Below are 18,341 nucleotides of genomic sequence, written 5' to 3' on the forward strand. Positions count from 1 at the left end.
AAAGGGATCCGACCCCGCAGCCACCCCGTGATCGGGGTCAGATCCCTTTGCGCAGCAAAGGGCTCTGACCCCCAAAACCCGCCCGGAAGCCCGCCTTGCGCAAACAACAGGGGTTTTCTGGCAGCGACGCAAGGTTCCCACAATGTTGCTGGGTCATCCTGTTGGCATGGCACAGCACAACCCGCGAACCCCGTTGTTCGGCATCCGGGGCCCAGGACGGCCCCGGCAGGCGCTGTCCGTGGCGCCGGCGATCGATCTGCAGGGCGAGTACCAGTTCTGGCAGGTCTACGAACGCGTGGTCCGCCCGCTGCCCGGCGGTGGGCTGCGCCGGGCCTGGCTGGTGTGCCAGAAGGTGTACCGGGACCGCCTGCGGTTCCCGCATGACACCCGTGAAGCCGCGCTGGCGCGTGTGCTTTTCGGCAGCAACAGCACGCCCGAGCGCGCAGCCGAACTGCAGGACCTCTTCGGCCTTGTCAGCCGCCGCATGGCGTCCGTTGCCGTCCGGCGACAGGCGCCCATCCCGGGAAAGTGAATCACTGGCCAGGAATCGACACGCGTTGATGGCTTTCTCTTGGTCCGCCTGCTTTTGGCCTATTCTGGGGCGGGCCGGTAAGGACGGGAAACGATGGAAATCAGACGATCTGCACGCCTTGTGATCGTTGCTGAGGATGCGGTGTTGCTGTTCCGGTATCACGATGAACACCACGCTCCCTTCTGGGCTACACCGGGCGGGGAGCTTCTGCCCGGGGAGGGATATGCGGACGCCGCACGGCGTGAGCTCAGGGAGGAGACCGGATTGGATCTGCCGATAGGCGTGCGGCTGGAAAAGCGCGATGCCGTCTACGCGGTCGCCCGATCAACGCCCGCGCGATGGCTGGAAGAATATTTTCTGGTCCGCAGCCCCAACCAGCCCGACATCCAGCGTGACGGGTGGACGGAGGAGGAAAATGCCACGATCAGGGCGTGGAAATGGTGGCGCGTAGAAGAGATGAGAGAACAGCCTGCTTCCCTGTTCAAGCCGGAATGGCTGCCGGATCTTTTTGAACGTGTGCCCGCATGACGCGGCCTGATTCTGCCCGCTGCGATTACGTGCTCGCCTTCCCCCGGTCCAGCTGCCGGTAGCCAATGGCCTCGGCCAGATGCGCCGTCTGGATCGTTTCGCAACCCGCCAGATCGGCAATCGTGCGCGCCACCCGCAGAATCCGGTGCATCGCCCGCGCCGACAGCTGCAGGCGCTCGATGGCCTGTTCCAGCATGTCCTGATCTGCCTCGCTCAGTCGGGTACAGGCCCGCAGTGCCGCCGGCGGCAGATGCGCGTTGAGCCCGCCACGCACCTGCTGCTTGGCATGGGCGGCTTCCACCCGTGCACGTACCGCCGCACTGGGCTCCCCCAGCGGCGTGCTCTCCCGCAACTCCACTGCGTCCATACGGGCCACACTGATATGCAGGTCGATACGGTCCAGCAACGGACCAGACACCCGCGCACGGTAACGGTTGATACGCTCGTCGCTGCACAGGCAGCGGTTGCTGCGGTCACCGGCCCAGCCGCAGGGGCAGGGATTCATCGCCGCCACCAGCTGGAACCGCGCCGGATATTGCACGCTGCGTGCCGCGCGGGCGATGCGGATGTGGCCGGATTCCAGCGGCTCGCGCAGGGTCTCCAGCGCGCTGCGGTTCCACTCTGGAATTAGGGTAGCATGGTACATGTAAACCCCCGAGGAGTGCTCAATGCATCTGCTGCGGACTTCAGAGATCCCGCTTACCGAGCTGAACAAGCTCATTCCGGCTTCTGCGGCGCTTGAAGAGACTCCCCTCCCGAGACTCGAGCCCCGCTTCCCCCTTCTGGTTTCTGAAGAAGGGCAGCTTCATTGGGGGGCCTTTGCGTTTCTCCTGGACACATTTCGAATCGACTCCACCCGTAGCAGGGAGAAGACGCTCTCCACTTACGCCGAAGGGCTGAAGAGCTGGCTGGAATTCGTCGAATGCAACGGAGGCGACTGGACGAGGCCGACTGCATTGCTGCTCAGCGAGTACCGTCGCTTCTTGTCCACGGCACCGAATCGAAAGAGAAGACTAGCTAGCGAAACGATCAACCTACGGACGACCACCGTTCGAGAGTTCTACAAGTTTCTGGAGCATTGGGACGGTGAGGGCCTGGCAGACTCAGGCGGGTCCTGGGAGACGGAGCCGATCAAACAGTTCCTCGCTCGAACTAGTCGGCTGCGGCGGGCAAAGGCTTACAAGAGAAAAGTGCGTGCCATGAGTCCGGAGGAGACTTCGCTCATGGCGGCAACCCTGAAAATGCCTTACTCACTGATGTTCCTTTGGACTCTCGGGACGGGCGCTCGTCGCACCACCGTTGCAGATCTCGATCTCACACAGCTTCCAAAGAACGCACTGAATGTCAACTACATCGAGACTCGGACGAAGGGCGGAAAAGTCATCAATCTGGTGGTGACCTCCCGCTTGGCACAACGAACACTCGATTACTGCCAGACAAGTAGGAACAAGGCAGCTGCGAACTCCACTGAGAAAACAAGCCGGGTCTTTCTGAACTCGAGAGGCAGGCCGGTCACATCGAAGTCCTACTACCAAGCCTTCAGGCGAGCTGCGAAAGTGCTTGGCCTGAACGTGACACCGCACATGTCGCGACATACCTTCGCCGCGCATATGAAGAGTCGTCTCGAGGAGATGGAGAGGCGAGGTGCAAACATCAACTCGATCAAGGTCATTCAGCATCTTCTTGCGCACAACAGTGCAGAGACAACCGAGCTTTACTTGGCCTCCGTCAGCTCCATAGATTCAGGCACGCTTAGGGCAATCCTTGAGACAGAGGAGGCATTGGGATGAGTGGCGTCTCGGAGGCCGTCTTCGCCGGCGATGCGCCTGGCGACCCAGTCAACATCTATGACTTCTCCCGGCTAGGCCTTCCCCGCAAGCCCACTCACGCGTTGCTGAATGCCTTCACCGGCGTGACCTCTACTTACAGGGTGCAGAGTCGAAAGCAAGCATGGGGCTCAATCCGAAAGTTCGCAAACTTTCTGACCGAGCTGGACGGCGACCCGTGGAAGAATATGAGGTCCTCTACGATCTCGCAGAGATACGCGGAGTGGCTTAAGGCGAAGCTCTTGCTAAAGACTGGGGGAAGCCATTTTAACCTGCTTCGACAGATATATGCTTGGCTCGCCACTAACGACACCGAGAACTCGGTGACATGGATGAACATATACTTCCCCCGAGGTCAGTTCCAGAGGGAAGAGGAGTGTTCTCGAGAAAACATCCTTTCCGAAGAGGAGATGCGTGGCATTCTCATCGCTTCAAAGAAGGGGATCGATGAGGTAAGGGCGCGTACAAGGGTGATGGCGTCATTGGCAAATGGAGCTGATGTGCAATGCCTTACAGCCAAGGATAGAGCTGACCTAGATGGCATGCGTCGAGGGATGGCCCAAGGCGTACTCGGAAAGATAAATCTCTGTGCGGCGGGCTTTACGCCATACAGCGTAAAGTACCGGCCTCTAAAGAGGTACCTATTTCTAGAGATCTGCGACTACATCCCATACCTGCTGTACATAGCAATCGAAACGGGCGGGAATCCTGGGGGTTTGATGGCCTTATGCGTTGATTGCATCAGTGATCATGCCGTCGACCCATTAAAGAAAGAATTCACCTGGGATAAATTCAGGGCGACTGAGCAGAGCTCGGCTTCAGTCAGTACCGAAGGTGCGTACGCCATCCCAAAATTGATCGGCGAGGTAGTCGAATTCACTTCGGTACTTCGTATCGCTGCGGGTGCTCGTGCGGACACGGTCTTCCTTAGTTTGTGTCGTGGCAGCATAGGTCGCGTGTCGATTCAGTCATGGCACAACGAACTGGCGCTGTTCATAGACCGGCATGGCCTACCCGACTTCAATTTTGTTGACTTGAGGTTGTCCGGCGCGAGGCTCCTTGGGAATCGAGGCGAGAAGATTGAGCGAGTCCAATCCGAGCTTCAGCACAAGAATTCCAAGACCACCGGCCTCTATATTAGGTCGCCTGAGCGCAAGGGGGCCGCACAAGCGAAATTGTTGGGATTTATGGGGAAGGTAGTCCAGTCCGCAAAAGCGGTGGGCTTGCATCCAAGAAACTACGAGACTACCCAGGGTTACGACTGCACCGACGCGCTCTCAGGTGAAGCGCCCGCATCCAAGAAGGGTCAGAAGTGCCTGGATTTCCTTTACTGCGCCTTCTGCCCCAATAGCGTAGCTGTGCTGGATAGTCCGCGGCACGTTGCACGCATGATTGCTGCTCAACGGGAACTTGACGAAATCAAGAGACTGGCGGTGACCTCTCGTGACGTGGCTGCCAGGTACAAGCACGCGTACGAGAATTCGCACGAAATCCTGTCTGCGTTGCTTGGCAGGGTTACGAAAGTGGTTCTTCGTGAAGCAGAGAAGCTCTCCGTATCTGTCCCTGTTATTGGTCTGGAGTAGCCATGAAATCCTTGCGCCAAGCCACGCCGCCGGTCAGCGAATTGTCTCTCGACGGTCTCGGTATCAACTTCGAGGATGATGAGTGGTTCCTCAGACGAAACGTTATCGACGGGATTGTGGAGACGCGAAGGCTCGATTTCTCGTGCATCCCTGATGGCTGGAAAGTGCCGATAAAGATCTATTTGGCACTTGCTATGCTTGGTAGGCTGGAACGATCGACACGCTATGCTCTTGTCCTCTACGAACGATTTATCGTCCTTAGAAGCTTTGCCGTTTGGTGTTATGAGGAAGGCGTGGATTCGCCAAGCGATCTGAGTCCCGAGCTCATTTGCCCATGGACCGATGCTAGTCGCGCAGTCGGCCGTGTGGAGGCGGGTGCTACTCGGATGCGGGCCAAATTCATCTGTGTCGAGGATTTTCTACTCAACGTGGGAGATGTGTCTGCAGTAGTGCGCGCAGAGATGGTCCGCGTAGGAAAAAGGATGTCGAAGGAGGCATCAGTTGCAGCTAAGAAAAGAAAGGTGGATGACGACCTGAGTGAGCAGGAATGTCTCATGCTCTTGGCAGATGCAATCAAGCTAATAGAGGAAGATGGGCCCACAATAGAAGCCTTCATGGGTGAGGTAATGGCGATAGAGGCTGGGAGGCTGTGCTCAGCAGGCCGAAGGATGAACTCCTTCTACATCGCTAAGCGATCTTTGCCCTTCAATGGTTTCAGGTCAAAAGCTCTAGCTAAGTTGGATCCAAGAGTTGGCTATGGCGAGCAAATAATGCTGAAGATCGCTGAGGGAGCGGCGATCTTCATTATATCTTTGCTCAGTTCCATGAGGCCATCCGAATCTCGTCGGCTCACGACTGCAAGCGTAAAGCCATCCAATGCGCTCGGTATGCCGGCGGGTGCAGAGACCTCCGATTTGATCGAAGGGGTTCTGAGCAAATCTGGTAGGCCGCATGAATGGGTCGCAGCGCCAGCAGTCTCTGACGCAATTGCATTCTTGGAGCGATTGGGGCGCCCGATTCGTGATCATGTCGGGACCGCCGCGCTCTTCGTGCTGAATATGTATAGAGGACGCGGACCGGCTGAAGCTCGAGATGATCAGCGTGGTGCTAGAGTCGATGGCTATGTTGCACTCCGCAGGAGCATGAGAGCATTCGCTGAGGCTAGTATTCCTGGGCTTGATTCTGAGAAATTGAACTTTCGACCATTACGCCGATTCATGGCGCGCTTCATTGCGCGGCGCGACCGCTCGAGTTTGGGTGCTCTGGCATATCAGTACGGACACTTGGAAGCCAGGATCACTGACACCTACTATGTTGGTCTGGATCGTGATCTCTCAACTTTGCTTGAGGAGGAGAACGCAAATGAGGTAGTGAGCGCTATGGATGATTTGATTAGTGCTGAGCACGTCTATACGAACTTGCCTACACCTGTTATCGCGGAAAGCATTTCACGGATGAACGGGGTCTTGGAGCGAGCATCGACAAATCTTGAAGTGATGAGGATGCTGGGTGCCGGTGTGGTACTCGGTCCTTGCGACTGGGGCTATTGCTTCTATCGCGAGGCGCGAAGTCGCTGTGACGGCGATGCGAATGGCCCAAATCCCGGCAAGCGCACTCCTTCCACATGTGCTGGTTGTCTCAACTTTACGGCTACAGCCAAGCACGCCCCTTGGTGGGAGTTGCGAAGGCAAGATCTGATCAGTTTCCTCAAGCTGAGGGGAATTCCCGAGCAGTCTCGTCGCATTGCTGAAGAGCGCCTGGCTTCGACGGAGCTGATCCTGAAGAAAATAGGGAGTAGCCTCTGATGCGCCAGATAGTTCTAGCCGAGACTGAGGCGCAGATTGCTCGCTGGAGGGCGGGTGGCCCTAAGCCTACGGTGGTCTCCATCGCTTCCGCATGCGGTATCAGTAGACAAGCTTTCTATAAATCACACAGAGTGGCCTTGGGCAAGCTCAATGATGCGGTATCTGCGCAGGATGCTCCGAGCGCCCGGGCGGCTGATGCTCTGAAGCTGGAGATGTTGAGAGTCAGATATGAATCTGAGAAGGCGAAAGTGAAGGTACTTACAACGCTGTGTGGGGAGCTGGCCTGCGAGCTGACAGATGTTCGCGAGAAGCTCGCGCAGGAGCGTGCGCGTAGTGACAGGCTCAAGCGGCGTACCGACAAAGGACCGAAGCTAGTTCGATAGTTGGATCCTCATCGGTAGTCGTGTCGCTAACGTCACGACCCCGCGTGCTAGCGCCAACTTGCTGGCGTGACTGGTTGGCCCATCAAAGGCCAGCTGATGTAAGTAAGGACGAAGCCGGCACATCCAGAGCCGTTGCAATCCGGATGATCGTGGAGAGCCGGCAGTCCTTCTTGCCTTGCTCGATATGGCCAAGCTGCGTCCGATGCATACCGAGTTGAGCTGCAAACTCTTCCTGGGAGACGCCCAGCGCCAGCCTGCCCTCCTTAATGGCAGTCCCTAGAGCTTGCTGGGGCGGTGGCGCTTTCACGCCCTAAGCTTTCGTCGTGCAGTACTTTTGGTCTACAGTACTTACGGTAGCGTCCGGCCGGCACTGGTGATCGAGGCCTTGGCGCTGGTGACTGTCCCGTAACCTGCTGGGGTGCTGAAATGAGCTTCTTCTTGGTGGATTCAGACTCAGAGTTCACGTTGGAGCTCTCCCTAACCAAAGAGTCGGAGCTCGACCTACGTCGTCAGCTCGAGAAGCTCCAGCAGGGAGGCCATTCAGGTGCGATCTCGAGGCGACTGGCTGCCGAATTCTCGCGCCTGGTGCCGGAGCTATTGGACTGGGACATAAAGCGGCCAACCAAAGCCCAGATCGCCTATGCAAGATCAATCTGCTATCGATTGAGAATCGAGCTGCCATTGGAGGCCATGGAGTCAAGGCAGGCCATGCACCTATTCATTTCCTCTCGCGGGGCGTGTTCCCACCAATCTCTCGAGCCCTCTATTGGGGATAGCACTTAGCACTACTAGCTGGGACGTGGATGTCCTCGAAGGCTATCAATCGCGTTCCGCTACCCTTGACGTAAGAGCACGCGCAGATCCTTCCGCATCCTGCAGAAGCTTGGGTCGATCTACATCGACCAAGTCGCCATCGATCTTGACTACCCGTCCGCCGATTATCACTGTGTCAACGTCGCTTGGGTGTGCCGAGTGGACCAGCAAGGCTGAAGGGTCTCCGCCGCCAAAGCCTGCGAGATTCAACGAGTCCAAGCGGATGATCTGCAGGTCAGCGCGCTTACCCACGGACAGTGTGCCAATTTCGCTTGCCATACCGACGACCTCTGCGCCGCCTATCGTTGCCAATTCAAGCAAGGACCGCGCATCCGGTGCCGTTTCGCTACGTGCCCCGCCACTCCAAGTAAGGGATGCAAGTCTCATGGTGGCGAACATCTCCGCGCTGCCAGCTAGCGAATTACCATCGATGCCGAGCCCTTGCTTACTGACGAGTGCGAACTGATCAAAGCGGGTTAACCCGTATCCAACGCGCTGTTCGCTGATAGGCGTCACGGCCAGGCTGCTGCCAGCTGCCTCTAGAACTCTGAGTTGTTCCGCGCTGGCATCCGGGGCATGAACCACGGTCAGGTTTGGATATAGGTACTCACGCTCAATGAGTGCATCAAGCATTGGGCCAGGTTCGCCACTCACATGCACCTGGATAGGCAGTCCCAGCTCATTTGCTGTATCGAACTCTTGCTGACGCATGGCCCAGTTGCGAGCATCGGTACGATTACGTGGTAGCCGCCACGCCAAGCCGACGCCCACTTGGGCACTCTTGTCCAGCCTAGAGGCAATAGAGCGAAGTTGATCGAGATTCATCGGGTGCTTCGTGGTCTTATCTGGTCCCCCGTAGTACAGCGTCCCACGAATTCCAGATCGCTGAAGTGCGCGCAATCCCGCCTCCCCATGCGCGGGGCCAATAACGTTGTCGAAAAAGTCTGCCGTGGTGGTGATTCCGCTGCTGATCAGCTCCAGTGCACCAAGATGCATTGCGGTTTCGACATCATGTGGTGTCATTGATCCTGCAAGCTTCGAGCTCACAGGAAAGAACTGACCTTCCTTGTTCCGGAACTGACCACGCATTGTCGTGACGTAAAGATGGGAGTGGGTGTCAACGAATCCCGGCAACACGATCGCACCCTTTGCTTGGATGCGCCTAGCGGTGCCCGCCTTGAGGCCTCTGCCGATGGCAACAATGCGTCCTCCCTTTATCAGAACGTCAGTCTGTTCTAGATCGCCGACGCCGGGATCCATCGTCATCACATATCCGCCTTCCACCAGAATGTCCTCGGCGTATGACGTCGAAACGGCAGTCAGAAAGACGGAGCTGGCAAGAATGGTCGCGCTAGTAAGCCGCATGCGTACGTCCTCAGGAAGTCGTGGATGACTAGATTGGCTGCGGTCGCTTTTTGAGCATTATTGCCATAAGGAATCTCATGCCAGCTCACACGAGCTTCATATGGGAGGCTCTGTCGCCGCCCAAATGAAGTAGAGAACTTGAGGGGGAACTAGCAAGCGATACGGGCACTACCGTCAGACACGTTTTTGGTTCTGAAGTAAGCTACTTACGCCGAAAGGCGTGCAGAACCGATGGCGCGCAAGCGGATGATCACCTACCTACGCTTCTAGCGGCCTCAGAACGATACGGACGTACGGGCACCGATGATGACGACATCTCCACGGTCTCCGTTGCCGCCGGGCCTTTTGATCCACTGGAGATCTGGGCTGAATGACAGGTGCGGCCCGAGTTTCACTCGGTAGTAGAACTCCGCCGCGAACTCATCGTTGCCTGGCCGGACGCCAGATCCGTAGACTTCCCGCAAGCGGCGGTCTGCTGAAACCCGGCTGTTCAGATGGCTGGTTGCGATGGATAGGCCTAGCTCGTCATCCGGCCGTGTGACGAAGCCTGAGAGCGACGCGCCAATAGCAATCGTGCGGTCAACGGTGCTCGTTCTCCGGTCAACCACTGTGCCATTGAGGTACAGGCTCAACCGTCTCTGATAGCCCTCATGGGATAGGTGGACGTCGTGCACCGCGCTGAGGCGCCCGGAAGCTGTGCTATCGATGATCTTAGACGCCTCAGAAATAGCGTCCAGCACTAAATGGCACGTAGCCCGACCTCCTCAGGAGCACCGGCTCCGAGGCGCTAGCGCTAGAGAAGAACTCGGCCGCCGCATGGTCATGGCGGCCGCCCGCTTGCCCTCGGGAGGACATGATGGTCGCTACAGTGCGAGCATTAGTCGGAACCGCTAAGCTGGCTGCCCTTATCCGAGTGTAACAATGGGGCGCTGCCTTGCTTTCATTGCCATTTTTACGGGGCACGGAGAGGCTGGGATTGCGCAGCATTCCGCGCACAACCTGTGAAGAGAGGCCCTAATGAGCACTTTTGCGCGCAAATGAGTCACATGCCAGTCCAGTCTCCTGAAGAGATTGCGGAAGCCCTGGGAAAGCGGTTGAGGGCGCGTCGCCTTCTCTCCAACGTGTCCCAGGCAGCGTTGGCCGATAAAGCCGGGATCTCTCGCAGAGCATTGGTGCAGCTTGAGAGTGGGCAAGGATCAACGGTTCACACGCTGATCTCTGTCCTCAAGGCATTGGGATTAGAACAGCACCTGACCACGCTAGTACCAGTGCCCACCGTTAGTCCAATGGCCATGCTGAAGGCTAAGCGATTGCGCAGCCGGGCGAGCTAGAGGTTGGAGCGGCCTTGGGTCGGCGCCTGCGCTGCACGAGTAACAATTCCCCGACATTGGCTGATTACTTGAGGCTCGAACCAGTTGCAAGGTCCTTGTGGTCATAGCGCTCCAGGTGGTCGATAGCACACCGAACTTCGGCCGACCTGGCGCTTCATTCAGTACGCGATTTCGGCGACAGAAAGAGCCGTAGTGTATGGAAGGACATGCCGGGACGGCTTGCGCCCAGTATAGCGTCGGCCGTTCATAGGGTTGAGGGCCGAACGCCGCCATGGCGGTCGCGGATAGCTGCAGGGCCGACGCATGTTCAATGCGGCTCTGTTCGGCGAGTTTCGTTGCTCGCGCTGATAAGCTCGCTGATTCGTGCGCGAATAAGGCGCGAGGCTACCTCTAGTCCGTCATCGTCTGGCGGATAAGGAGACCCGAAGAGTGGAATCTCAACCCAGAGATGTTCTTGTCCGGGATGGACGTACGGACCATGGTCATCGAGTAGCAGCGCATTGCCAAGGTATGGGGAGACGTAGCGCAGGTCCTTGGTTTTTCCCGACCAATCAATGTATTGAAGCCCAGAGAACCAAGCAGGGACGCTGCCTTCTTTCGCTAAGAGAGTTCCAATTGCTTGCGCACGATCTTTCGGCACGGTGGTAAAAAGGACAAGACTGTCAAAATTTGAACGCATTTCGTCCAGAAAGCTACGCAAACCTGGTCGGGGGATCTGGCTGATGGCATTGGATATGAGAGTTCCCTCAAGATCCAATGCGAGTATGGTCGGCCGCACGGGAAGTTCCGTCTTACAAATGGTCACAGCGCACATTGCGCGCATCGAGCGGCCTTGTCCACATCGTGAGCCTCCTGGTACGCCCGGCAGAATGGCGCGTGAGCGCACGGGCACGCGTAAGTGTCCAATTGCCTCTAGATGCCAAGTCTATTGGCCAGTTCAGATGCATCCGCGCAATGCCAAGCTAGTGCGCCGAATGGATTCAAGGCCGTCGGATGACCGCTTGGCGCGAGGGGGGCACACCCCCAGTTCCCGTATGACCTGCTGCTTGCGGCCCTTCGTCAACTCCCCAGTGAGCAGGAGGAAGCAACTCGAGTCTGAGTGGAGCGCTCGCCTGCCTAGGTAGCAGGGTAAATCATGCACGGGATTGTAACGGACAGATTAGATCGTAACCGCTCTGTGATACTGTCAGATTACTTTGTTACATACGGTTGTATGAACGACCTCCAGGCTGCTGCCCACTACCTCCAGAACTTACTACCCGACATGGTCGCGGAGTTCGAGCCCAGGCCTAGTTCCAAGGCGCGCTTCTTGCCCCACTCTCTCAACAGCATGTTCCGCCTAGCCGAGATTGATCTGCTGGGCCTGCGGGTGCTGCTGGCCAAGGTCCCGACACAGGCGGAACCCACGCCACCTTCTCGGCTGATCGCACAGGTGCACCTGCTGGCTGAAAAGGCCGGCTTGAGGGTCGTTCTCGTGCTCTCGGGCGTGTCGCCATACACTCGCTCCAGGCTCATCGAGTCTCGTGTGGATTTCGTTGTGCCTGGCAGCCAGCTGTTCGCTCCGAGTTTCCTGATGAGCCTGCGCGAGCGCGATTCGTCTCCACCGGTGCCCCTATCCGTTGGGAAGCACCTGAGCCACCCAGCGCAAGCAGTTCTGATCGCCGCTCTACTGCGGCCCGATTTTGAGGAGCGCGGCATCCCTGGGAGCGTCCCGTGGGTGCCGCTCGAACTTGCGCGCGAGGCAGGCTATTCGCGAATGACCGCCTCGCGGGTAGCCCGCGAACTGGTGGCGGCTAACTTGGTCAGCGCCCGGCGCAAGGGACGGGAGACGAGCCTGCGGTTCCTGCAAACGCGACGGTCCTTGTGGGAGGCGGCGCTGCGGCGGCTGCGCTCGCCGGTGCTGCGCACAACCGGCATCGGCAAGGGTGGCTTGGCCATGCTGCCGGCCGATGATTGTCGTGCTGCAGGGGAAACCGGTCTGTCCGTGTTCACCGAACTGGCAGCGCCAGCGCGGCCGGTCGCGGCGATTCCGCGAGACTACTTCCGTGGGCATCCGGAACCAGAATGGTTCCCCGTGGCCGGCGAGGGCTACGCAGATGTGCAGCATTGGGCCTATTCCACCCGCTTGGGCGGCGCGGGCGCCGCCGTGGACCGGTTGTCGCTGTACTTGTCCCTGCAGGGACAGGGCGACCCGAGACTGGACGGCGCGCTGCGGGACCTGCTCGATGAGGTCTTCGCTTGATCGCCGGCGCGCCGGAGTTTGGCCAGTGGTTTGCGAAACTCCGGGACTAGTTCGTGGTCATCGGCGGCGGTGCGCTGGTCGCCGTAATGCAGGAAGCACAGCCTCCGCCGCTAGACCAATGCGGCGACTTCCGTGTAGACGCGGCGAAGATGCTGATCGGACATGTCCAAGATTGGCTCATACATGAAAGAGTTCAGATGAATGTTCTCCGGCGTCATCAGTAGGACGCGCTGAATGACGCCAATGTTGGGAAGTTCGGCAGGAAAGTCGTTCCGATAGCGCTTCAGTAGCGCCTGAGTCTGGTTGGTTGTGATCGCAGCCAGCCAAGCTGAATCGTTGATCCTCCCCGCCATGAATCGCTCTGCTTGCAGGCGCGTAGCAATCGCCAGCACAACCTTATTCTCGAAGTTGATTCCATCCGGGGCCTGCAGACAAGTAGCGACTTCAATGCCTAGAATATCGATGAGTCGCTCTCCAGGGTTGCCAGACTGTCCGTTGATGCCAAAGAGCCTGGAGTAGATGCCATCAAGATCCGCCACGGTGATCTGATCTGTACCGGCCTTCCAGTGAAGCAGGGACGTGAGGAGAAGATAGTCTGGATCTTGTTCGTCCTTCATGTACTCAATCAGGTTGCGCATGAAGGGAATACAGCAGATTTTCTTGCGGTTATCGGTGAAAAATGCGGGTTTCCACACATTGATGAAGACGTTACGCACGCCCTGGGCAGCCTCCAGACTTATCCCAGTGGCTGTCTTTGACACCATGAAGCAGTTCTTCCGATGAACGAGACGACGGCTCTCGATGGTCCGATAGAAATCAAAGTTGTGGGTCAAGATGAGCAGTTTGAAATTCTGGCCTTCAGCCAAGTCGGAAAGGTACTGGATGATGGCGTACTTGTTCTTGTAGTCAAAAGAGTCGGCGATGTCGTCAACAACTAGGAGTGTCTGCTTGCCTGCCGAGCCGCGTACCTCAATGTCAAACAACATAGTCAATACGTGAAACGCTCTTCTTTCTCCAGTACTTAACGTCTGTAGAAGCGTGTCTCGTTCGACTTGTGCTTGATCACCCCCCTCCTTGAAGACAAAGCCCAGGCGCGGTGCTGTCTCCGTTCCCAAAACAACTTGAACCTTGTTGGCCACCTCGAGATGGAACGGGACGATGAAGCGGCTATTGAAGATATCAATCACACCCTGCCATTGTGTGTGCTCTTGGCCGGCCTGCGCCTCAATCTTGGCTGAGCGAACCGCAGCGTTCTCGATCTTGTTGATGAGGTCAGTGTATAGATCGTGATTCGCCTTCAGATAGGACAGCCAGAGCTTCTTGTTCAGGGCCGCTGGATCGGCCAGCTCGGGCAGCAGTTCCTCGTGCCCCTGCATGTACGCCTCAAACTCGCGAACCTGCGCGTTCTTCTGGATCTGCTTTTCAAGCTCTTCGTACTTCCTCCGAAGAGCAGCATCCTCAGAGATTTTGGCGCGCTCTGCATCAACAAGAGCTTGGAGCTCTGTCTCGGATTTGATCTCCTTCTCTTCGTCTCCGCTGAGTCGAACGGTATGATTTGCCTTAAAGAAGCCACTGATCTTCAGCTCCTTGGCGACGTTGGTAGCCGCGTAATAGTTGAAGCCTCCCTTCTTGAAGTACTTCGACGCGGCGAGCAACTCGTTGTACTTCTTCGTGTACTCGTTGATCGCCGTGCGGAAATCACCTTGGCCCAAGAATGCCACGACTTTCTCATCGTTTAGCACGTCGTAGGGGACATCCTTGAAGTCTGGCTTCAAGTCCTTTGACAGCTCATCCTTAAGCTCAACCAAAGCAGTGTTGAAATCTCCGTCTGCAGGCGCAAACGTTGACAGAATCTCGCGCTCCACAGAGCGCCTGGTTTTCGAGGTGGTCTTGATCGCCATGACAAGTGCTGCTCGCGCAGCGGTGATTCCAGTGTGCAGCGCTTCATACTCCTCACGAAGTGTGGCATTCACCAAGAGCGTAGCGGTGGCGTTTCCATTGCTGGCGAAATCCTCAAATGGCCTAAGCACGAGTACATCGCTAGCAACGAGGTCGGCATTGTTCTCATCGCTGACCACGCGGACCGTCGCGCGGTTCGGGAAAATTCTGTCGCGCGATGGGTTTCCATTGGCGATGTCCTGAAGGGTGCATGCCAAAGAGCTCTTCATCGAGCCGTTTGGTGCGTAGATGGCGATAGCTGCCGTGCCGGCGAAGTCCAGCACGACGTCCAACTTGCGGATTCCGTAGCAGTTCTCCAGTTGGAGCTTGAGCTTTTCCATTCTCTCTCTCTCCTAATTTTTAGTTCGAGCTTCCTAGGTCATTCTTTGCGGTTCGAAGCCAGATTTCCCCGAGTCAGAGTGGCAAGATCCAAGACGTCGGCCGGGGGATATTGTGGAACATCAGTTTGGCCTAGATGCCAGCGTATCCTGTAATTTGGCAGTGCAGCTCGGCGTGGGGCTGCACCGCCAGTCGGGTTCGGCCAGATCGGCTAGAGCCAACTGAGACCGATCAGCTGTCACATTGCACGGGCCGTACGGATGGCTCGGAAAGCTGATGCGGTCACTTAGGCCTGGACTTCCGGCAGGGGGGGGCCTCTGAGAGGTCGCCACCCTTCGCCGATGGAATCTCGCTGATGGACCTCAATCTATAGTAGGCGTAGAGGTGCACCAAGCGGCGGAGACCCGCGACAGGTGCCGGTAGAGACTTGTAGCACCGTCGCTATCAGCCCTGCCTTAAGCTAGGTGCGGGTAGCAGGAGCACGCGAGTAACCCGGTACCGATCACCGCGCCAGCCAATCGTGTTGTAGGGATCGGGAAGCCACCGTTGCTTGGCACCGAAGGTAGTTTCCTTCGTGAAGGACGCCTACACCCGCCTATGTTGCTGATCGAAGAGGATTGTCACTGCTAGATGGAGAGCTGAGTCCCCGGAAAAATCTGCTTAGATTCTACTGCAGAGTGTCGAGAACACCTCAATTTGTGCACCTTTGGATAGTCGAGGTCCAGTCTTGGCCGGAAGCGGACACTGCGCCAGTGGTCGATTTCCTGCCACCAGAAAGATGACGTTGCGGATGAACTCTCACGGGTCTAGATCCGCATATTTAGTCCCATCGGATACAACGTGGAAGTCTTGATCAGTTGCCTTTCGATCATTTTGGCTGAGGCCTCAGGGATCCCATAAGCCGAGATGTCGTGCACACAGATCACGTTCTGGCCCTGCATCCCCCGCATAGCCTCGTGAAAGCGGCGGTTCGAGTTCTTTTCCAGCGCTTCTTCAACGTGCTCCATGTATCTTTGCTGCCACGAGCGCCGAGATCGGCCGACATAGCTCATGCCTTTGATCGTCTCGTAGCCGATACGGCTTTTGGTGAAAACAAACGCCTTAACTTGCTCTTCTGCGGTTCCACTCTTTTTAATTCTCTCAAGCTCTTCTTGAGTGAACAGTGGCCGTTTGTAGGTATGCCGATAGACGATGTGATCACCGGTAGGTGTGTACTCCGTCGAGCAGTAAAGCAGGGGCACGCACACCAGTGTGCTGCCTCCGAACAAGCGATGTTTGCTTTCAGCGAAAAAACTTACCCCGCTCATATGACCGGGCTCCAGCATCAAAGTGAAAATCGAAGACCCGGTGTCCACGTCGTGATGGCCGACAAGCCGGATACCCGTGTGCGGGACACCTGTGGTCGCTGAATCACGAAGTTCGCCTTTGAGGACATTCACGCCTTGGTACCGCATGACCGCGTCCATGGCGACATCCACGTCGAAATGGGGGCCGAAGAAGAGCCGCAGAGCGTCAGGGTTGAGAAAGCTCGACATGTGCGAGTGAGAAGGTTACTGAGGTGAATCAAGTATGCCTGTTGCCAAATAGTATCTGTAGTATGCCTTGTCGAAAATACGTGCCTCCGAACCGAGACACTCTGAAGTGCTCAATTAACGTCCAATCATGTGACGTCACATGAATCGGAATGCGTACGAAGCGGATCCCGCCTCAGCGAACCATGGAAGCAAGGTTCTATTCGGAGTGCGGCGGATGACTCCTTGTCGTATGCACGCCAGAAGCCTTTTGTGTCGATTCCGCAACTTCCGGTAGCGCGGGCAACCAGTCTCTGTACTGATCGAACGCTTCCTTGAAATTTGCCCTGTTCTCTTCTGCCTCGATTCCGTAGATGCTGAAGAGTGCAATGGTTCCTACTGGAACACCCTTGGGAGCTCGGCCGGCTTTACGCATGTTCTCTTCGTGGAGCACGGCACGCAGCGACTCTTTGTGATCAGTCCGCAGGTAGTTCGCCAAGTTCGAGATCTCTTGGTAGACCTTGCCTGCGTAATCGAATGCTTCGCCTGTCGTTGGAATCTCGCCTTTGTGGAGCGCCGCGTACCGGGCAGTAGCCAGTTTCTTGTCGAACTCGTAGGGCTTTCCGGTCGCAGCAAGATAGAGAAACAAGAAAGCACCGAACTGCCGCTCAGACTGCGAGGCCACCTCCTTCCACGAAGCCTCGAAGTTGCCCGGATCAACACCGCTGGACCGGGCGAAGACACGGATCGCAAGCTCGAAAAGTCGCTCGCGCGACGCAGCCAGGCATGCGACAGCTTGAAGCGTCTGATCATGGATCAATGCGTCTGCGGCAGCGGTCAGCAGCGTTTCGAACTTTGGGTTCTGGACGATGGAGAATGCTGCGTGGCCGAGCGGACATGTGGCCTCGACCGTGTGTCCATCGTAGTAGTCGCCTACAAACAGGTACGGTTGGACGCTGCCCGACTTGGTGCACTCAACGCACTGCAACAACGATTTCATCCAGGAATCTACCTCGTAGCAGAACTGATCGACACTAATTTGGGTGATCGAATCGCGTGAGCGTGCTTAGTCCAGTACACCGGCCCGGCCGATCTCGATCAGCTCGTCCGCGTCCGCTCAGTCGGCATGATGATGCATACGATTGCTTGGAGTTCCCCCTAGAGTCTGCTTCTGGCGGAAAGCGGACATGGGCCCAGACCGACCGTAAGGGAAGGTGGCAATGTCCGCTACCGACCCAAAGCGGACGATGTGTCGTGCGCCTCTGCAATTCTGTCGAGCCGCCCATCGAAGGGGTGGTTTTATTTGCACTGGCCCCTGTTTTCGAGCCAGCAGCCATTGAAACCGCCCGAAGGCGGTTTCGGCTGTCTACGCCTGCCGAGTTGCCTAGCCGGGCAGCTTTGCCGCAAGCACCTCTACCTTCTCGATGGTCGGCGGCTCGGAGAATAATTCCCCGGCCTTTGCCATCAAGGCCGCCGCAACCTTGCCGGAGAGATGGGCTTTGCCAAACGTCATCCCGACATCATGTTGGTGTGCGCTTGTCTGATCGCATCAGCAATGCGGTCGACGACAAGATCGATGTCGGGGTCAGGGTCGGGTTCATGCGCGACAGTCGTTTCGTCGCGCGCAAGGCTGCCGATATGCGCCTTACAATCGTTGCAGCTCCGCGTCTGACCAAGAAGGTGGGAACACCGGATGGAGTCGATGAACTGGCCGGTTCTCCGGTGACAGCGGCCATCGACATCATTACCGGGCGACCGTGGTCCTGGCACTTCAGTGCAGGACGCCAGTGGACGCCTGTGTCGCCAGCCTTCATCGCGGACAACGCCGACATGGAAATGGGCGCCGCATTGGCCGGAATTGCGTTTGCTCAATTGGCGGACTACATGGCGGCCCCCTATATCGCCAGTGGAAAACTGGTGCGGGTTCTGCAGAAGGAAGAGCCCCCGGCTTGGGGCTTGTATGTCTATCGGCCTCAGCGCGCCCCTGTGCCAGCGAGAGTCCGGGTCGTGTTCGATGAATTGCAGACAGCTATTGGGTCGTTGCCGGCTTTGCCTTAGGGAAGGTCTGAACAAGTCACTCGTTTGACTGTATGAATCGCCCCGGCTTCCCCGGAGGCTCCATCACTTGAGAGGATGGAGCCATGA

Annotated in this window: 15 protein-coding genes and 2 pseudogenes; 8 read left to right on the forward strand and 9 right to left on the reverse strand. The window is 57.2% G+C overall.

What is annotated here, in order from left to right; all coding sequences use genetic code 11:
• Positions 1-142: 142 nt before the first annotated feature.
• Both VG556_RS11865 and VG556_RS11870 read left to right on the forward strand, forming a co-directional pair.
• Complete coding sequence (locus VG556_RS11865; protein WP_049408008.1) at positions 143-532, forward strand: hypothetical protein; 390 nt, start codon at positions 143-145, stop codon at positions 530-532.
• Between the two features lie 93 nt (positions 533-625).
• Positions 626-1,060, forward strand: coding sequence for an NUDIX hydrolase (locus VG556_RS11870; protein WP_032958800.1), 435 nt, complete (start codon positions 626-628; stop codon positions 1,058-1,060).
• A gap of 25 nt (positions 1,061-1,085) precedes the next feature.
• On the opposite strand, the pseudogene VG556_RS11875 reads toward VG556_RS11870, so the two are convergent.
• Positions 1,086-1,688: pseudogene (locus VG556_RS11875) on the reverse strand (ATP-binding protein); the annotation flags it as partial.
• Positions 1,689-1,728: 40 nt separating this feature from the next.
• Here VG556_RS11875 and VG556_RS11880 point away from each other — a divergent pair.
• From VG556_RS11880 to VG556_RS11890, 3 genes are read left to right on the forward strand one after another with little or no spacing between them, the layout of a single operon-like run.
• Positions 1,729-2,850, forward strand: a complete 1,122-nt coding sequence (locus tag VG556_RS11880; RefSeq protein WP_053451501.1) for a tyrosine-type recombinase/integrase — start codon at positions 1,729-1,731, stop codon at positions 2,848-2,850.
• Positions 2,847-4,469, forward strand: a complete 1,623-nt coding sequence (locus tag VG556_RS11885) for a hypothetical protein (protein WP_053451502.1) — start codon at positions 2,847-2,849, stop codon at positions 4,467-4,469. Before VG556_RS11880 ends, VG556_RS11885 begins: the two co-directional genes overlap by 4 nt.
• A 2-nt stretch (positions 4,470-4,471) precedes the next feature.
• Complete coding sequence (locus VG556_RS11890; RefSeq protein ID WP_032964222.1) at positions 4,472-6,274, forward strand: hypothetical protein; 1,803 nt, start codon at positions 4,472-4,474, stop codon at positions 6,272-6,274.
• A 465-nt stretch (positions 6,275-6,739) separates the two neighbouring features.
• Here the strand turns inward: VG556_RS11890 and VG556_RS11895 are convergent, their stop codons facing one another.
• The 3 genes from VG556_RS11895 to VG556_RS11905 form a co-directional block, all read right to left on the reverse strand.
• Positions 6,740-6,964: a helix-turn-helix domain-containing protein gene (locus tag VG556_RS11895; protein ID WP_032964219.1), complete on the reverse strand. Its 225-nt coding sequence runs from the start codon at positions 6,962-6,964 to the stop codon at positions 6,740-6,742.
• A gap of 512 nt (positions 6,965-7,476) precedes the next feature.
• The gene (locus tag VG556_RS11900; protein WP_080374809.1) at positions 7,477-8,835 is read right to left on the reverse strand and encodes an amidohydrolase family protein; all 1,359 of its coding nucleotides are present in this window, start codon (positions 8,833-8,835) and stop codon (positions 7,477-7,479) included.
• Positions 8,836-9,110: 275 nt separating this feature from the next.
• A complete protein-coding gene (locus VG556_RS11905; RefSeq protein ID WP_053451503.1) occupies positions 9,111-9,575 on the reverse strand; it encodes a carbohydrate porin in 465 nt (154 codons plus the stop codon).
• 306 nt (positions 9,576-9,881) lie between these two features.
• Between VG556_RS11905 and VG556_RS11910 the strand changes: the two genes are divergently transcribed.
• Positions 9,882-10,166, forward strand: coding sequence for a helix-turn-helix domain-containing protein (locus VG556_RS11910; protein ID WP_077684463.1), 285 nt, complete (start codon positions 9,882-9,884; stop codon positions 10,164-10,166).
• A 307-nt stretch (positions 10,167-10,473) separates the two neighbouring features.
• Here the strand turns inward: VG556_RS11910 and VG556_RS11915 are convergent, their stop codons facing one another.
• Positions 10,474-10,980 (reverse strand): NIF family HAD-type phosphatase, encoded by a 507-nt coding sequence (locus VG556_RS11915; RefSeq protein WP_194434212.1) that lies wholly within the window; start codon positions 10,978-10,980, stop codon positions 10,474-10,476.
• A 399-nt stretch (positions 10,981-11,379) separates the two neighbouring features.
• Here VG556_RS11915 and VG556_RS11920 point away from each other — a divergent pair, with 399 nt between their 5' ends.
• Positions 11,380-12,408 carry a hypothetical protein gene (locus VG556_RS11920; protein WP_053451504.1) on the forward strand — a complete coding sequence of 343 codons (1,029 nt, stop codon included), beginning with the start codon at positions 11,380-11,382 and terminating at the stop codon, positions 12,406-12,408.
• Between the two features lie 110 nt (positions 12,409-12,518).
• On the opposite strand, the gene VG556_RS11925 is transcribed toward VG556_RS11920, so the two are convergent.
• From VG556_RS11925 to VG556_RS11940, 4 genes and pseudogenes are all read right to left on the reverse strand, one after another.
• Positions 12,519-14,687 (reverse strand): AAA family ATPase, encoded by a 2,169-nt coding sequence (locus tag VG556_RS11925; protein WP_053451505.1) that lies wholly within the window; start codon positions 14,685-14,687, stop codon positions 12,519-12,521.
• 804 nt (positions 14,688-15,491) lie between these two features.
• Entirely contained in the window at positions 15,492-16,220 is a 729-nt protein-coding gene (locus tag VG556_RS11930) for a hypothetical protein (protein WP_024957969.1), read from the reverse strand.
• 196 nt (positions 16,221-16,416) lie between these two features.
• On the reverse strand, positions 16,417-17,196 hold the full coding sequence (locus tag VG556_RS11935) for a hypothetical protein (RefSeq protein WP_125358468.1): 780 nt from the start codon (positions 17,194-17,196) through the stop codon (positions 16,417-16,419).
• A 384-nt stretch (positions 17,197-17,580) separates the two neighbouring features.
• Positions 17,581-17,697: pseudogene (locus VG556_RS11940) on the reverse strand (antibiotic biosynthesis monooxygenase); the annotation flags it as partial.
• Positions 17,698-17,732: 35 nt separating this feature from the next.
• On the opposite strand from VG556_RS11940, the gene VG556_RS11945 reads away from it, so the two are divergent.
• Complete coding sequence (locus VG556_RS11945; protein WP_223224751.1) at positions 17,733-18,254, forward strand: substrate binding domain-containing protein; 522 nt, start codon at positions 17,733-17,735, stop codon at positions 18,252-18,254.
• The last annotated feature ends 87 nt before the right edge of the window (positions 18,255-18,341 follow it).

The sequence above is a fragment of the Stenotrophomonas sp. CASM106 genome, assembly GCF_049384825.1.
Taxonomy (GTDB): Bacteria; Pseudomonadota; Gammaproteobacteria; order Xanthomonadales; family Xanthomonadaceae; genus Stenotrophomonas; species Stenotrophomonas muris.

Excerpts from the sequence above, each read along its gene's own strand:
- VG556_RS11865 (WP_049408008.1), top strand. The coding sequence starts at position 143 with ATGTTGCTGGGTCATCCTGTTGGCATGGCACAGCACAACCCGCGAACC.
- VG556_RS11870 (WP_032958800.1), top strand. The coding sequence starts at position 626 with ATGGAAATCAGACGATCTGCACGCCTTGTGATCGTTGCTGAGGATGCG.
- VG556_RS11880 (WP_053451501.1), top strand. The coding sequence starts at position 1,729 with ATGCATCTGCTGCGGACTTCAGAGATCCCGCTTACCGAGCTGAACAAG.
- VG556_RS11885 (WP_053451502.1), top strand. The coding sequence starts at position 2,847 with ATGAGTGGCGTCTCGGAGGCCGTCTTCGCCGGCGATGCGCCTGGCGAC.
- VG556_RS11890 (WP_032964222.1), top strand. The coding sequence starts at position 4,472 with ATGAAATCCTTGCGCCAAGCCACGCCGCCGGTCAGCGAATTGTCTCTC.
- VG556_RS11900 (WP_080374809.1), bottom strand. The coding sequence starts at position 8,835 with ATGCGGCTTACTAGCGCGACCATTCTTGCCAGCTCCGTCTTTCTGACT.
- VG556_RS11910 (WP_077684463.1), top strand. The coding sequence starts at position 9,882 with ATGCCAGTCCAGTCTCCTGAAGAGATTGCGGAAGCCCTGGGAAAGCGG.
- VG556_RS11915 (WP_194434212.1), bottom strand. The coding sequence starts at position 10,980 with ATGTGCGCTGTGACCATTTGTAAGACGGAACTTCCCGTGCGGCCGACC.
- VG556_RS11920 (WP_053451504.1), top strand. The coding sequence starts at position 11,380 with ATGAACGACCTCCAGGCTGCTGCCCACTACCTCCAGAACTTACTACCC.
- VG556_RS11925 (WP_053451505.1), bottom strand. The coding sequence starts at position 14,687 with ATGGAAAAGCTCAAGCTCCAACTGGAGAACTGCTACGGAATCCGCAAG.
- VG556_RS11930 (WP_024957969.1), bottom strand. The coding sequence starts at position 16,220 with ATGTCGAGCTTTCTCAACCCTGACGCTCTGCGGCTCTTCTTCGGCCCC.
- VG556_RS11935 (WP_125358468.1), bottom strand. The coding sequence starts at position 17,196 with ATGAAATCGTTGTTGCAGTGCGTTGAGTGCACCAAGTCGGGCAGCGTC.